Origin of the sequence: Actinomadura sp. 1N219 (assembly GCF_044326405.1) — a bacterium.
GTDB lineage: Bacteria > Actinomycetota > Actinomycetes > Streptosporangiales > Streptosporangiaceae > Spirillospora.
In genome coordinates this window covers 545,705-560,255 of record NZ_JBIRAY010000003.1, presented here as the reverse complement: position 1 = coordinate 560,255, position 14,551 = coordinate 545,705, and the positions used below count along the sequence as shown (strand labels likewise).

The following is a 14,551-nucleotide window of genomic DNA, read 5'->3' as shown; positions in this document are numbered from 1 at the left end:
AGGTCGGGTTGGTGGGAGAAGAAGCGGTGCCAGTAGTACTGGCCGCGGGTGGGGTCGTAGGTCCAGTTGGAGGTTTCGGTGTCGATGAAGATGATGCGGGCGTCGGGGTATTTGGTGTCGGTGTCGTGCCACATGTAGAAGTCGCCGAAGGGGCCGTCGGGGTCGGTGCGGGAGGCTTGGAACCAGGGGTGCTGGTCGGAGGTGTGGTTCATGACCAGGTCCGCGATGACCCGGATCCCGCGGGCGTGCGCCTGCTCGATCAACTCCACGAAGTGCCCGAGTTCCCCGAAGTCCGGCAGGATCTGGGTGTAGCTGGCGATGTCGTAGCCGCCGTCCTTGAGCGGTGATTGGTAGATCGGGAGCAGCCAGAGGCAGTCGATGCCGAGCCATTGCAGGTGGTCGAGTTTGGAGATCAGGCCCCGCAGGTCTCCGTATCCGTCGCCGTTGGAGTCGGCGAACCCGCGCACTGAAACCTCGTAAAACACCGCCGTCTTGAACCAGTGCGGCGTGCGCGGCGTCTCCGGGTTGAACCCGTCCGGGACGGGCCGCACGGAAGGCGCACCGCCCTCGCGTGCCCCGGTCTGCGGCGCCCCGGCCTCCGTCCCCGGCGCCTCGGTCTCCGTCCCCGGCGCGGTGACCTGGTCGGGCGTGGTGCAGGTGAGGTTCTTCGGCTGTCCGTGCATGGGCCACCCCGGGTGTGTTGGAGACATCTAGATCAGCAATGCCCGCAGCCCGCGCCCAGGACGTTCACGACTGGCAACCATCCGTAAAAGATTCAGTACGCTCCGTGAGCATCGTGTCGGCGACGGGCCCGGGAGGCCCGTCGCGGCGGGCGCCATGCCCCACGCCGCGGGCGGCCCGAATACTTGCCGCGCGACGGTTGTGTCATGTCCGTGTTTTTAGGTTCGTCGCTTTTTCCGGCGCATGCCCCGGGTAGGTCGCCTCCAAGCTCAGAACCCGCCTGACCGGCGGGTTCTGCTCAGTTCGGACGGAATACGACCGTCCGCAAGCGATCGGAGGGACAGTGGAGCGCTGGGAGATGTCGCCATCGGTCGTACCGACGCGCGATGAGCTCGTGGCGCGGCTGCGCGTTCGCTTCGCCGATGTTCCGGCGGAGAACGTGCGCCGCTGCGTGGACGACCTGTGGTGCTGCTGCGCCCATCTGGGGGTGCGGCCCGAGGAGCGGATCATCGAACGCCTCGCGGCGTCCCGGCTGACGGGCGTCGTCCGGGGCGGCCGCTATCCGGACGGCCATCCGGACGAGCGGCCCGTATCGCGTCCGCCCGGCTCCCACGCTCCCGCCCTGACCGCTGCCACCGCCACCGCCACCGCTTCGCCCCGGCCCGCCCGCGCGGCCACGAGAACCCCGATCGGGATGTGACACATGAAGGACACGACCGTGCCGGGCCTGAGCATCGAGACCCGGCGAGGGTTCATCGTGCTGAGCCTGCCCGCGCAGATCAGCTGGCAGAACTACGCGGGGATCCGGGAAGGGGTGAGCAAGGCGCTGTCCCTCGCCGCCGCCGCGGCCCCGCCGCGAGGACGGCGTCACGGCGCGGGCGGCTCCGGCGGCTCCGGCGGTCCCGGCGGTCCGCGCGGGGGAGTCGTCGTCGACTTCGGTGACGCGGTGCTGCTGGACGCGGCCGGGCTCGTCCTGCTGGCCCGGGCCGAGACGCGCGCGCAGCTGCTCGGCTGCGCGCTGCGGGCCGTCGTGCCCGGGCCGTCCGCCCACGTGCGGCAGGCGCTGCAGCTCACCGGCCTGGCGCAGCTCGTCCCGGTGTTCCCGGACATCGCGTCCGCCACGGCCGCGCCCGCCCCGGACGGCGGCGCGGGAGACGTCGACACCACGCACGTCCTGGACGCCATCCGGGCCCTGCACCCGGGCGACGCCGGGCTCGCGCCGAACCCGCCCGCCCCGTCCGAACTCATGATCACCACGACGGCGGCCGGCGACGGCGACCACACCGTCGTCCACCTGTCCGGGATGCTGGACGAGGTCACGGTGCCGCGGCTCGGGGAGACGCTCACCAAGCTCGTCGAGGGGAACCTGCGCCACCTCATGGTGCGTATGCACGACCGGCTCTGCGTCCGCTGCGACCCGCTGCCGATCCTGCTCGGCATCCGCTGGCGCGTCGCCGCCGACGGCGGCTGCCTCGCGCTGCCGGCGCTGCCCGCCAGGCTCCGCGAGGTCATCGACCGCGAGGGCCTCGGCTCGGTCTTCACCGGGTGCCGCTCCATCCAGGACCGCCTGCCCGCCGCCGAGCCCGTCTGACTCAGCTGCCGCTGCCCGGACTCTTCGCGGCCTTCCTCTTCTTCCTTGTCGGGGTCGCCGCCGCCCTTGTCCGCTTTGGGTCGCGGTTCTCACCGGCCCGCACACGTCCGTCGTCCGCGTTCTCGAACGTCAGGATGTGTGCGGGCTTGGTGTGCGGGTCGAGGCGGACGTAGTTGGATTGGGTCCAGGTGTAGGTGGCGCCGTCGAGTTGGTCGGTGACGGTGTAGGCCAGTTCGGGGTCGTTGGGGAGGCCGAGGGCGGGTAGGTCGAGGTGGAGGGTGGCTTCGCGGGGGTGGTGGGGGTTGAGGTTGATGACGGTCAGGACGGTGTCGTTGAGGTGGCGTTTGGAGAAGGCGAGGAGTTCGGGTTGGTCGATGTGGTGGAAGTGGGTGTTGCGGAGTTGTTGGAGGGCGGGGTGGGTGTTGCGGAGTGTGTTGAGTCGGGTGATGAGGGGGGCGAGGGTGGTGCCGGTGCGGGTTGCGGTGTCCCAGTCGCGGGGGCGGTACTGGTATTTCTCTGAGTCGCGGTATTCCTCGCTGCCGGGCCGCACCGGGGTGTTCTCGCACAACTCGTAACCGGCGTAGATCCCCCAGGTGGGGGAGAGGAGCGCGGCGAGGATGGCGCGGATCTCAAAGGCGGGGCGGCCGCCGTGCTGGAGGTATTGGTTCAGGATGTCGGGGGTGTTGGTGAAGCAGTTGGGGCGCATGTAGTCGGCGGCGGGCCCGGTGAGTTCGGTGAAGTAGTCGCGGAGGTCTTGGGGGGAGTTGCGCCAGGTGAAGTAGGTGTAGGACTGGTGGAATCCGATTTTGGCGAGGGTGTGCATGAGGGCGGGGCGGGTGAAGGCTTCGGCGAGGAAGAGGACGTCGGGGTCGGTGGCGGCGATGTCGGCGAGGAGGCGTTCCCAGAAGGCGATGGGTTTGGTGTGGGGGTTGTCGACGCGGAAGATCCGTACGCCGTGGTTCATCCAGTGCCGGACGATGCGCCGTACCTCGTCGTAGAGGCCGTCGGGGTCGTGGTCGAAGTTGAGGGGGTAGATGTCCTGGTATTTCTTGGGTGGGTTTTCGGCGTAGGCGATGGTGCCGTCGGTGCGGGTGGTGAACCATTCGGGATGCTGGCTCACCCAGGGGTGGTCGGGGGAGCATTGCAGCGCCAGGTCGAGGGCGACTTCCAGGCCGCAGGAGGCGGCGTGGTCGATGAAGGCGTCGAAGTCGTCCAGCGTGCCCAGGTCGGGGTGGATGGTGTCGTGGCCGCCGTGGGGGGAGCCGATGGCCCAGGGGGAGCCTGGGTCGTAGGGGCCGGCGTCGAGGGTGTTGTTGGGGCCTTTTCTGAAGGTGGTGCCGATGGGGTGGATGGGTGGGAGGTAGATGACGTCGAAGCCCATGTCGGCGATGGCGGGGAGGCGTTTGGTGGCGGTGCGCAGGGTGCCGGAGGTGGGGCCGCGGCGTCCGAGGGGGTCCAAGGTGGCGCCTTCGGAGCGGGGGAAGAATTCGTACCAGGCTCCGTAGAGGGCGCGTTGGCGGTGGACGGTGAGGGGGTACCAGTCGCTGAGGGTCAGCAGGTCCCGCAACGGATGACGCACCAGAATGTCCTCGACGTCCGGGTCGTCCACGGCGTCCAGCCGGTCGGTGACCGGGACGGTCTCGTCCCCGAGACGTTTCGCGAGCCGCTCCACGGTCGGCCGGTCCTTGCCGGGGACGGCCTCGGCCGCGCGCGTGAACAGTGCGGCGCCTTCGGCGAGCATGAGTTCGACGTCCTGCCCCCGCGGCACCTTGATCTGCGCGTCATGCCACCAATGCGCGATCGGATCACCCCACGCCTCCACCCGAAACGACCACGACCCCATCTCCGTCGGCGTCACCACCGCAGACCAACGATCCAAACCCTCGCCCATCTCGCTCATCCGCACACCCGGCAACTCCTCGCCCTCCGGCGTCCGCAACACCACCGCCGCACCCAACCGCTCATGCCCCTCACGGAACACCGTCGCCGACACCACGACCGACTCACCCACCACCGCCTTGGCCGGCCACCGGCCGCACCCCACCACCGGCGACACCTCAAGGATCGGAATACGGCCGAGCTCCGCCTCCAGCTTCACCTGCATGTGTGCGCTCCCGCTCCCGATCTTCGGCGCCCGTCGGTCCTAGGCATCCATGCCCCGTCCGCAAGTCCCGGCCATCAGCGCCATCACAAGATCATGCAAAGAGATCGCCTGTCGCCGCACGGCGGGCTTCAGGAGGGCGGCCACGCCATGGTGGAGCGTGCCACTCAGGTGTGCGCGGACGCCGCCAGCGCCTCGCGGGCGGTCGTCACGTCCGGTGCGATGGCGACGCGGCGCTGCAGGCCCGCCACGTCCGACACCCGGCGGACGATGCCGCGCGACGGCAGCACCACCCACATCGGCACGCCGAGCTCGGTGGCCCGCACCTGCGAGCGCGTGATCACGTTCAGCCCGTTGGAGTCGCAGAACGTGCAGCCGGTCAGGTCGAGGATCAGGGCCGGCGTCCCGGAGTCGAGGAGTCGCATGGCCTGCTCGAGGATCGCCTCGCCGTTGCTCACGTCCACCTCGTCCGGGAACGTCAGCGTTCCGCAGGTATCCGTGATCTCCACTCGTGCCACTCCGAGATCCATGGTCCGCCCCAAAGTCGAATTCCTCACCTGGATGACAGCGGGGGGTACCTCACTGCGACTGTAAGCCCCGAACCTGGACGGAACCTGAAAGAAGCGGTCAAGTCTAGGACGTCGATCACCCATATCACCGACGATCCCGTTCATCGTTTATTGATCCTGATTTGTCGCTTTTGGAGGCCCGCATGCCCGTGCCGCCGCCCGTGCCGCTGACCCTGGCCGCGGCCCAGCCGCCCTGCACGCCCGGCGACGTCGAGGCCAACGTCGCCGTGCACGCCCGAACGATCCGCGCCGCACGGTCCAGGATGGTCCTGTTTCCTGAGCTTTCCCTGAGTGGATACGAACTCGGCGCTGAGAACATCGAACCCGCCGACCCGCGCCTGACGCCCCTGGTCGACGCCTGCGCGGAGTCGGGCGCCGTCGCCCTGGCGGGTGCCCCGGTCGATTCGCACATCGCGATGCTCCGCGTCGACGCCGACGGCGTCACCGTCGCCTACCGGAAGATGAACCTGGGCGACGCCGAAGCCGAACGCTTCCAGCCCGGCAAGGAACCCGCCGTCATCACCGTTGACGGCAGGCGCTTCGGGTTGGCCATCTGCAAGGACACGGGCGTCCCGCAGCACCTCGCCGACACCGCCGCCCTGGGCATCGACGCCTACCTCGCCGGAGTGTGCGACGACGATCCCGCCGTCGTGGAGGAGCGCGCCCACCGCGCCGCGACCGCCCACGGCGTCTGGGTCGCCTTCGCGAGCTTCGCGGGACGGGCCGGCGGCGGCTACGACCCGGCCGCCGGGCACTCCAGCATCCGCACCCCGGACGGCCTCGTCGTCGCCCAGGCGGGACCCGAACCCGGCGCGCTCGCCCGCGCCGCACTGCTCTGACCGCTATATCGTGCCTTAGTTCCAAATTTCTCCCGAGTCACTGCTAGGTTCGCGAAGAACCGGACCGGGAGAGAGGGAATGAGCTCGGACCCAGTCGTGATCGACGGCGGCGACCGCTCCTGCGTGCGGCTCCTCCTTGAGCTGCGCGGCCACATCGCCGGTCTGGCCCCCGGCACCGTCATCCACCTGATCGCCATCGATCCGGCGGCCCCCATCGACCTGCCCGCCTGGTGCCATCTGACGGGTCACGCCTACCTCGGCCCGCTGGACGCCGCCGAACGCCCCACCTACGCCCTCCAGGTGGCCGCCGACCCCCGTCCGACCTCCCCGGAATCCCCCTGGCGACCCCGCTGACCAGGCGCTAGTCGAACAAGCGCAGGCGGTGGGCCGTGGCCGCCGCCTCCGTGCGGGTGGAGACGCCTAGCTTCGCTAGGATGTTGGACACGTGCACGCTCGCCGTCTTGGCGGAGATGAACAGGGCCTCGGCGATGTCGCGGTTGCTGCGGCCCTCGGCGACCAGCCGCAGCACCTCCGCCTCGCGCGGGGTCAGGCCCAGACCGGGCCGGGACGCGGGCGCGCCGCCCAGGTCGACGCGGGCGCGGCGGGCCAGCAGGTCGACGCGCTCGCGGAGCGGGACGGCCCCCAGATCACCGGCGATGGCGGCGGCGCGCCGGAGCCGCGCGGCGGCGCCGTCCCGGTCGTGGCCGGCGGACGCCTCGGCCGCGCGGGTCAGCGCCAGCGCGAGCGGATACGGCCGGGCGAGCGCGTCCCACGCCTTCACCGCCGCGTCCCACGCGTCCGGGTCGAGGACGCCCTCGGCGCGGGCCGCCTCCGCGAGGAACGTCAGCCGGTGCGCCTCCTGGACGGGCCCGTACACGCGGATCCCGTCCGCACGGGCCCGGACGGCGGCGAGCGGGCCCGGGTCGCCGAGGTCGGCGCAGGCGGTGGCCGCGACGACGAGTCCCGGGAGGGCATAGCGGGACTCGTCCGGCAGGCCGCGATCGTCGAGGACGGGCCCGAGCGCCTCCAGGGCGTCCGCGGGGCGGCCGCGTCCGAGGGCGATCAGCGCGTCGAGGCGGCAGACGGGGAACAGGTCCTGGGCGCGGCGGGCGGCGCCGTGCGGGATCCGCCGCCGGGCCGCCCTGGCCGCCCGCTCCGCCGCGTCCAGGTCGCCGCGGTCCGCCGCGATGCCGCCGGCGAGGAAGTTCAGGCTGCCCCGGATGAGCGCGGGCGGGTCCTGCGCGACGGCCCGGTCGATGACCGCGAGCGCCTCGTCCCAGCGGCCGAGGGAGATCAGCGGCTCGGCGGTGTTGAACGCGAGGAACGTCCCGGTCGTCCTGGCGAGGCCGTACTCGTCCGCCTTCGCCACGCCGAGCGCGGCGACCTCGGTGGCCTCCGCCGACCGCCCGGCCATCTCCAGGATGTCCGACCGGTTGGTGAGCGCCCGCAGCAGCGGCTCGAACGCGCGAGCCTCCTCGGCCCGGCCGGCCGCCCGCTCGACGCGCGCGAGGAACTCCTCCGCGCCGCCGCCGCGGAACAGGTCGTCCCACGCGAACCAGAGGTCCAGGTGGATCTCCACCGGGACGTCGCCCACGGCCCGCGCGACGGACAGGGCCTCCTCGGCGGCGGCGAGCGCCTCGTCCCGCATGCCGGGCAGCGCGTGGGTCTGGTAGGCGAGCGTCGCGAGGACGCGGGCGCGGGTCCGGCTCGGCGGGTCGGCGGGCGCGAGCCGGGCCGCCTCGCGGAGATCGTCGATCGCCTCGTCCCGGCCGAGCCGCATCGCCATCAGGCCGCGCCGCTCGTACAGGCGGGCCGTGCGCATGGGGTCGGCGGGCGAGGCGCCGCCGCGGGTGTCCGCGAGGGCGGCGGTGGCGAGCCTGATCCCGAAGTCGGGCTCCCCGGCGAGGTCGGCGAGCGTGACGGCCTTCTCGATGACCTTGGCGTGCGGGACGCCGATGCGGTCCGCCGCGTCCGGCACCCGGTCCCACAGGTCCAGCACGCGCGACGCCATCCGCAGCGACTCGGCGTAGGCGAGCGCCTTGTGCGTCTCGCCGGCCGCCCGCCACGCGGCGGCCAGCGCGCTGCCCGCCTCGTGCGCCGCGTGCCAGTGGTGCGCGAGCGTGATCATCCGCTGCCGGGCCGGCATCAGCTCCGGACGCGCCTCCAGCACCTCCGCGTACCGGACGTGCAGCCGCGTCCGCTCGCCGGGCAGCAGGTCGTCGTGGACGGCCTCGCGGATCAGCGCGTGCCGGAAGGCGTACCCGTCGCCGTCCACGACCAGGGTGTTGGACGCGACGGCCGGGCGCAGCCCGCGGGTCAGCGCCCGCTCGTCCACCCCGGCGACCGCGGCGAGCAGCTCGTGCTCGATCCGCGCGCCGCCGCCCGCCGCGACGCGCAGGATCTCCTGGGTCTCCTCCGGCAGCCGGTGGACGGCGCCGAGCAGCAGGTCCCGCAGCGACTCCGGCAGCTCCGGGTCGTCGCGCGAGCCGAGTAGCGCCTCCGCGAACAGCGGGTTGCCGTCGCTGCGCGCGAAGATCTCCGCCGCGACCCGCACGGTCCCGGCGTCGCCGAGGACGCCGCGGACCAGCTCGCCGACCTCGTCCCGGCCGAGCCGCGCGACCTCGACGCGCCGCACCCGCTCCACCCGTTCCAGCTCGCTGAGCAGCGGCCGCAGCGGATGGGTGCGGTGCAGCTCGTCCGTCCGGTACGTGGTGACGACCAGCAGCGCGGCGCCCGCGCTCAGGTTGCGGACGAGGAACGTCAGCAGGTCCCGGGTGGACGTGTCGGCCCAGTGCGCGTCCTCGACGACGAGCACGACCGGCGCGGCGGCGGCGAGCCGCTCCAGCAGCGTCAGCACCAGCTCGAACAGCCGGGCCCTGGCCTCGCCGGTGAAGGTGTCGGCGTCGGCCTCGCCGAAGTCGGGCAGCAGCCGTCCGAGCTCCGCGCCCGCGCCCCGCGGGAGCAGGTCCCGCACCCCGTCCACGCCGATCTCCCGGACGAGCCCGCGCAGCGCCGCCGTGAACGGCGCGAACGGCAGCCCCTCGGTGCCGAGCTCCAGGCAGCCGCCGACGAGGACCCGCGACCCGTCCGCCCTGGCCCGCGCCCCGAACTCGCCGACCAGCCGCGTCTTCCCCACGCCCGCCTCGCCGCCCAGCAGCACCGCGGACGGCGACCCGTCCCGCGCGGCGCGGTAGGCGTCGCCGAGCGCGGCCGATTCCCGGACGCGCCCGACGAACAGGGGACTCGTCACATGAGCGTTCACCGTACAAGCGTGCCCCACTCCGTGCGGAATGCGGTAAAAGGGGAGATCGCCAGCGTCCCGCCGTGAAGGAGTCGGATGTCCGCAACGCCGTTGGAGCCCGGCGACCCCAGCCATGTCGGCCCGTGGGAGCTGATGGGCAGGCTCGGGGAAGGCGGGCAGGGGGTGGTGTACCTCGGCGGCGACCCGGCCGGGGAGCGGGTCGCGGTCAAGGTGCTGCGCGGACTGGACCGGGACGCGCTGCGGCGGATGGAGCGGGAGGTCGAGGCGGCCCGCCGGGTCGCGCCCTCCTGCACGGTGCGGATCGTCGACGTGCGGCTCGACCAGACCGTCGCCTACGTCGTCAGCGAGTACGTGGACGGGCCGTCCCTCCAGGACGCGGTGCGGACCGAGGGCCCGCGGCGGGGCGCGGCCCTGGAGCGGCTGGCCGTCGACACGGCGTCGGCGCTGGCGACCGTCCACGCGGCCGGGATCGTCCACCGCGACTTCAAACCGCACAACGTGCTGCTCGGACCGGACGGGCCGCGCATCATCGACTTCGGGATCGCCCGCGCCCTGGACATGACGTCGTCGCTGACGAAGGGGCCGATCGGGACGCCCGCGTACATGGCGCCCGAGCAGATCGAGGGGCGTCCCGTCACGGCGGCGGCCGACGTGTTCGCGTGGGGCGCGGTGATGGTGTTCGCCGCGACCGGGCGCCCGGCGTTCGCGCGGGACGGGATGCAGGCCCTCTTCCACCAGATCCTGAGCGGGGAACCCGATCTGTCCGGCATGGACGGGCGGCTGCGCGACGTCGTCCGCTCCTGCCTGGCCAAGGACCCGGCGCACCGTCCGGCCGCGTCCGAGCTGGTCGCCAGGCTGACCGGCCAGTACGCCGCGTTCACGCCCGTGCCGGCGTTCGTGCCGCCGCCTGTCCCGCCGCCGGGACCGGCACCGCGGGTGGCGCAGACCCTTCCTGCGGCTTGGCCGCGCAAGCGGCGCGTGTGGCCGTGGCTCGTTCCGGCCATCGCGTTGCCCGTCGTGGCGGCGGTGGCGGTCGGAGGCGTCCTGGTGGGACGGCAGCTCCTGAAAACAGAGGTCACCGCCACCTCCCTCCCCGACACCTGCACGCTGTACGACTCCGGCGACGGCAAGAAGGTCCTGACCGACATGGGCGCCGCGAACGGCAAGCGCATCCCGCAAGGAAACAAGGACCAGTACGGGGAATGGCGCTTGTGCGCGTTCGGGACCGCCCGGTTCCCACCGAAGAACACCTTCCAGATCCAGCTCAACCTCTACAAGCCGGACGACCCGGAGACCGGCGTCGAATGGGCCCGCCACGCCCTGAACGGAGGCACCGACTTCGGCTGCACCGGCGATCCCACGTCGCGCACCGGAGTGGGCGAAGAGAGCTGCGACGGACGCACCAAGGACTCCTGGGCCGTGGTCAACGCGCGGAAGGGCAACGTCATCGCTTCGGCGGCCTGCTCGACCCCGAACGCCGGCGCCGCCGACCTGCGCGCCCTGCGCCGCGCCGCCGACCTCGCCCTCGACCAGACCCTCTGAGCACTCGACCAGACCCTCCGGCGCCCCTGTGGTTTTGACGGACGGGCGTGCGAAGCTGGGCGGGTGAGCGCTGAAGAGGAACGGGACGGGGTCCGGCTGACGAACCTCGACCAGCCGCTGTTCGACGGGGCGGACGCCACCAAACGCGACCTGGTCGACTACCTGGACGCCGTCGCCGGACGCATCGTCCCGCAGCTCGCCGGGCGGCCGCTGTCGGTCAAGCGCGTGCGGCCCGGCCAGGAACCCTTCATGCAGAAGAACACGCCGAAGTACACGCCGTCGTGGGTCAGGACGGTGTCGGTGTGGGCGGAGACGTCCCAGCGCGAGGTCTCCTACGCGCTGTGCGACGACCGCCGGACGCTGCTGTGGTTCGCGAACCAGCGCGCCGTCGAGTACCACCCGCCGCTCGTCCTCGCGGACGCGTGGGACCGTCCGACCCATCTCGTCATCGACCTCGACCCGCCCGAGGGCGGCGGGTTCGACGCGGTCGTCCGGGCCGCCCACCTGGTGCGCCGCGCGATGGACGACTGCGGCCTGCGCGGCGCGGTCAAGACCAGCGGCGCGAAGGGCGTGCACGTGTTCGTGCCGCTGGACGGGCAGCCCGCGGACGACGTCGCCGCCGCGACCCGGGCCCTGGCCGCCCGTGCCGAGCGCCTCGATCCCGCGCTCGCCACGACGGCCTTCATCCGGGAGGACCGCGCTGGCAAGGTGTTCCTCGACTCGACCCGCGCCGCCGGGGCGACCGTCGTCGCCGCCTACAGCCCGCGCATCCGCCCCGGCGCGACGGTCTCGTTCCCCCTCTCGTGGGACGAGCTCGACGGCGTCGCGCCGCGCGACTTCACCGTCCGGAACGCGGCCGGCCTGCTGGGCGACCGCGACCCGTGGGGCGAGCTGATGCCGCCGCCGCAGCGGCTCCCCGACGATCTGGTCGCGGAGGGCCACACGATCCCGATCGCGCGCGTCCAGGCCATGCACGAGGGCAAGCGCCGGGCCCGCGCCCGCCGGAACACCTGACGCCCGCCGGAACACCTGACGCCCCGCCGTGCCGGGCCGCGGTCCTCAGATCGCGGTCCGGAAGTCCTCGCGCGGGACGGGCTCGCGCGGGACGGGCTCGCGGTGCGGCGGCGTCGTCCCGGCGAAATGGTTCGCCGCCGTCGCGCCCGCCTCCCCGCCCGGCGCCGCGCCGGACGCCGGGGCCTCGCCCCAGCCGTGGCCGGGGGAGACGACGTTGTCGGGCGGCTCCTCGGACGCGGTTCCGTAAAGGAAGGAGCCGAGCCCGATCAGCAGCCGCCGCACGTCCTTCTGCGGCCGGACGACCAGCCGCACGAACTGGCTCGACGACCCCAGCTTGTTGCCGCACTCCCGGACGAACACCCCGTGGCGCCCCATCAGATGGTCGCGCAGCGCGACGCCGTCCTTGCCGTCCGGCAGCTTCACCAGGACGAAGTTGCCCTGGGACGGGAACACCTTCAGCCCCGGCAGGCCCGCGAGCTGCTGCGACATCAGCAGCCGGTCGCGGACCAGCAGCCGCAGGCTCTCCCGGTATTCGGCGGCGTGCTCGCGCAGGAGGAACACCACGACCTCCGCGAAGGAGTTCAGGTTCCATTTCGGCAGCGCCGACCGGACCGTCCGCGCCAGCGCCGGGTTCGCGACCATGTAGCCGAACCGGACGCCGTGCAGCCCGAAGTTCTTCCCGAGGCTCTTCAGGACGATCACGTTGGGGCGGATCCGGGCCTCGTCGGCGACGCTGGTGTGCGGCTCGGCGTCCACGAAGTCGAGGAACGACTCGTCCACCACGACGAGGTCCAGGTCGATGAGGAGGTCCAGCAGCCGGGCGACCTCGCGCCGCGGGACGTAGCCGCCGTCGGGGTTGTTCGGGTTGCAGACGACGGCGACCCGTGAGCCGCGCATCCGGATGAAGTGGACGAACGCGTCCACGTCGAGCTCGAACCCGCGCATCTCGTGGAGCTGGAACATGTCGACGCGCTTGCCGGTCTCCAGCGGCTGGTCCGTCCACCGCCCGAACGTCGGGATCGGCGTGGCGAGGCTCTCCCGGACCAGCAGATGGTCGATCCAGGTGATCAGCTCCGTCGACCCGTTGCCCATCACCACCGTCTGCGGGTTGTGCCCGAGCGTGTCGCACAGCTCGGCGGCGATCGTGTCGGCGTCGCTCGGGTAGTACTTCAGGATCTGCTCCATCGCGCCCGCGAGCTGGGAGAACATCCCGGGCGTCGGGAAGTAGGGATTGCACGGGATGCAGAAGTCGACCAGGTCCCGCCGCCCGGACGAGGCGCGCTGGAGGGCGAAGAAGGACGGGCTGTGCGCGTTCCGGCGCAGGACTCCCGGATCGATCGCGTCCGATGACACGGATGTGCTCCTCGCGCGGCGGGGACGCCCGCCGCGGCCCAGGGCGGCGTCCGGTGTCGGGTGGGTCGCCCCAGGGGTACGGCCCCGCTGCCGTCCGGGTTCAGCGTCCGCCCGGGTTCAGCGTCCGCCGGCCGATGAGTTTCCGGGACGCGCCTGGTCTGCATTGCTGAGAACGATCCGATACAGGGAGGTACCGATGGGCGACGAGAAGCTGACGACGTGCTTGTGGTTCGACGGGCAGGCCGAGGAGGCGGCGAACCATTACGTCTCCATCTTCAAGAACTCCAGGCTCGGCGACGTCCAGCGCGTCGGCGAGGGCGGCCGGGGCGAGCCGGGATCCGTGATGACGATCGAGTTCGAGCTGAACGGGCAGAAGTTCGTCGGCCTCAACGGCGGCCCCGAGTTCAAGTTCAACGAGTCGGTCTCGTTCCAGATCCCCTGCGACGACCAGGCCGAGGTCGACTACTACTGGGACCGGCTCACCGAGGGCGGCGAGGAGTCCTACTGCGGCTGGCTGAAGGACAAGTTCGGCCTGTCCTGGCAGGTCATCCCGACCGTGCTGTACGAGCTGATGAGCGACCCCGACCCGGAGAAGGCGAAGCGCGCCTCCCAGGAGATGCTCTCGACCGTCGGCAAGCTCGACATCGCCAAACTGAAGAAGGCCCACGCGGGCGGCTGAGCGGCGGACGGCCCCGAGGGGCGTCCGGCCCGAGGGGCATCGCGCCGCGATGCCCCTCGTGGCGTCTGCCATGCGGGGCTCAGGCGTCCAGCGTTCCCGCGCCGAGGAGGGCGAACAGGAGCAGGCCGATCGCGACCCGGTAGACGACGAACGACGTGAAGGTGTGCCGCTGCACGAACCGGAGCAGCCAGGCGATGGACGCGTACGCCACGATGAACGACACGGCGGTGCCGACGACCAGCGGCAGCGTGCCCGCCCCCGTGCCCACCGCGCCGGGCAGCTCGTAGATCCCGGCGCCGGTCAGCGCGGGGATGCCCATGAAGAACGACAGCCGTGTCGCGGCGACCCGGTCGAGGCCGAGGAGCAGCCCGGTCGACATGGTCGCGCCGGACCGGGAGAAGCCCGGGAACAGCATCGCGAGGATCTGCGACGAGCCGATCAGCATCGCGTCGGTGAAGGACGTGTCGTCCTCGCCGCGCTTGTGCTTGCCGTACCGGTCGGCGAGCCACATCACGACGCTGCCGCCGATCAGCGACCCGGCGACCACCCACAGCGACGCGAGCGGGCCGTGGATGAGGTCGTCCGCGGCGACGCCGACGGCCACGACGGGCAGCGTCGCGAAGATCACCCACCAGCCGAACTTGTAGTCGTGGTGGTACCGCTCGGACGGCTTGACGATGCCGCGCCCCCACGCCTTGGCGATGCGGAGGATGTCGGTGAAGAAGAACACGAGGACGGCCGCGATCGCCCCGGACTGGATGACGGCGGTGAACCCGATCACGGCGCGGTCCTCGACCGGGATGCCCATCAGCCCCTCGGCGATCTTCAGATGACCGGTCGAGGACACCGGGAGGAACTCGGTCAGGCCCTCCACGATCCCGAGGACGATGGCCTGCCCGACGTTGATCACGCTCAATGAT

At 72.1% G+C, this 14,551-nt stretch carries 13 protein-coding genes; 7 read left to right on the top strand and 6 right to left on the bottom strand.

Going from position 1 to position 14,551, the window contains the following annotated elements:
* A partial coding sequence (locus tag ACH35V_RS14800) for an alpha-amylase family glycosyl hydrolase (RefSeq protein ID WP_395972722.1) occupies positions 1–683 on the bottom strand: 683 nt, incomplete at its 3' end.
* Positions 684–1,039: 356 nt separating this feature from the next.
* Between ACH35V_RS14800 and ACH35V_RS14795 the strand changes: the two genes are divergently transcribed.
* Positions 1,040–1,381: a hypothetical protein gene (locus ACH35V_RS14795; protein ID WP_395972721.1), complete on the top strand. Its 342-nt coding sequence runs from the start codon at positions 1,040–1,042 to the stop codon at positions 1,379–1,381.
* Between the two features lie 3 nt (positions 1,382–1,384).
* A complete protein-coding gene (locus ACH35V_RS14790; protein WP_395972720.1) occupies positions 1,385–2,272 on the top strand; it encodes an STAS domain-containing protein in 888 nt (295 codons plus the stop codon).
* A gap of 1 nt (position 2,273) precedes the next feature.
* On the opposite strand, the gene ACH35V_RS14785 is transcribed toward ACH35V_RS14790, so the two are convergent.
* Both ACH35V_RS14785 and ACH35V_RS14780 read right to left on the bottom strand, forming a co-directional pair.
* Positions 2,274–4,376, bottom strand: a complete 2,103-nt coding sequence (locus ACH35V_RS14785) for an alpha-1,4-glucan--maltose-1-phosphate maltosyltransferase (protein WP_395972719.1) — start codon at positions 4,374–4,376, stop codon at positions 2,274–2,276.
* A gap of 164 nt (positions 4,377–4,540) precedes the next feature.
* Positions 4,541–4,882, bottom strand: coding sequence for an STAS domain-containing protein (locus ACH35V_RS14780; RefSeq protein WP_131969176.1), 342 nt, complete (start codon positions 4,880–4,882; stop codon positions 4,541–4,543).
* 203 nt (positions 4,883–5,085) lie between these two features.
* Between ACH35V_RS14780 and ACH35V_RS14775 the strand changes: the two genes are divergently transcribed.
* Entirely contained in the window at positions 5,086–5,781 is a 696-nt protein-coding gene (locus ACH35V_RS14775) for a carbon-nitrogen hydrolase family protein (protein ID WP_395972718.1), read from the top strand.
* A gap of 78 nt (positions 5,782–5,859) precedes the next feature.
* Complete coding sequence (locus tag ACH35V_RS14770; protein WP_395972717.1) at positions 5,860–6,135, top strand: sulfurtransferase TusA family protein; 276 nt, start codon at positions 5,860–5,862, stop codon at positions 6,133–6,135.
* 7 nt (positions 6,136–6,142) lie between these two features.
* On the opposite strand, the gene ACH35V_RS14765 is transcribed toward ACH35V_RS14770, so the two are convergent.
* Positions 6,143–9,031, bottom strand: a complete 2,889-nt coding sequence (locus ACH35V_RS14765; protein WP_395972716.1) for an AAA family ATPase — start codon at positions 9,029–9,031, stop codon at positions 6,143–6,145.
* An 87-nt stretch (positions 9,032–9,118) separates the two neighbouring features.
* On the opposite strand from ACH35V_RS14765, the gene ACH35V_RS14760 reads away from it, so the two are divergent.
* Together ACH35V_RS14760 and ligD are read left to right on the top strand one after the other, a co-directional pair.
* A complete protein-coding gene (locus ACH35V_RS14760; protein WP_395972714.1) occupies positions 9,119–10,585 on the top strand; it encodes a serine/threonine-protein kinase in 1,467 nt (488 codons plus the stop codon).
* Between the two features lie 63 nt (positions 10,586–10,648).
* On the top strand, positions 10,649–11,599 hold the full coding sequence (ligD, locus tag ACH35V_RS14755; protein ID WP_395972713.1) for a non-homologous end-joining DNA ligase: 951 nt from the start codon (positions 10,649–10,651) through the stop codon (positions 11,597–11,599).
* A 45-nt stretch (positions 11,600–11,644) separates the two neighbouring features.
* Here ligD and ACH35V_RS14750 read toward each other — a convergent pair whose 3' ends face one another.
* The gene (locus ACH35V_RS14750; RefSeq protein ID WP_395972712.1) at positions 11,645–12,952 is read right to left on the bottom strand and encodes a pyridoxal phosphate-dependent aminotransferase; all 1,308 of its coding nucleotides are present in this window, start codon (positions 12,950–12,952) and stop codon (positions 11,645–11,647) included.
* Between the two features lie 196 nt (positions 12,953–13,148).
* Here ACH35V_RS14750 and ACH35V_RS14745 point away from each other — a divergent pair, with 196 nt between their 5' ends.
* Positions 13,149–13,631, top strand: coding sequence for a VOC family protein (locus ACH35V_RS14745; RefSeq protein WP_395972711.1), 483 nt, complete (start codon positions 13,149–13,151; stop codon positions 13,629–13,631).
* Between the two features lie 79 nt (positions 13,632–13,710).
* Here the strand turns inward: ACH35V_RS14745 and ACH35V_RS14740 are convergent, their stop codons facing one another.
* Entirely contained in the window at positions 13,711–14,541 is an 831-nt protein-coding gene (locus ACH35V_RS14740) for an undecaprenyl-diphosphate phosphatase (protein WP_395972745.1), read from the bottom strand.
* Positions 14,542–14,551: the final 10 nt, after the last annotated feature.

Bases quoted from the DNA above. Each gene is read 5' to 3' on its own strand.
- ACH35V_RS14775 (WP_395972718.1), top strand. From the start codon at position 5,086: ATGCCCGTGCCGCCGCCCGTGCCGCTGACCCTGGCCGCGGCCCAGCCG.
- ACH35V_RS14785 (WP_395972719.1), bottom strand. From the start codon at position 4,376: ATGCAGGTGAAGCTGGAGGCGGAGCTCGGCCGTATTCCGATCCTTGAG.
- ACH35V_RS14745 (WP_395972711.1), top strand. From the start codon at position 13,149: ATGGGCGACGAGAAGCTGACGACGTGCTTGTGGTTCGACGGGCAGGCC.
- ACH35V_RS14790 (WP_395972720.1), top strand. From the start codon at position 1,385: ATGAAGGACACGACCGTGCCGGGCCTGAGCATCGAGACCCGGCGAGGG.
- ACH35V_RS14770 (WP_395972717.1), top strand. From the start codon at position 5,860: ATGAGCTCGGACCCAGTCGTGATCGACGGCGGCGACCGCTCCTGCGTG.
- ACH35V_RS14760 (WP_395972714.1), top strand. From the start codon at position 9,119: ATGTCCGCAACGCCGTTGGAGCCCGGCGACCCCAGCCATGTCGGCCCG.
- ACH35V_RS14795 (WP_395972721.1), top strand. From the start codon at position 1,040: ATGTCGCCATCGGTCGTACCGACGCGCGATGAGCTCGTGGCGCGGCTG.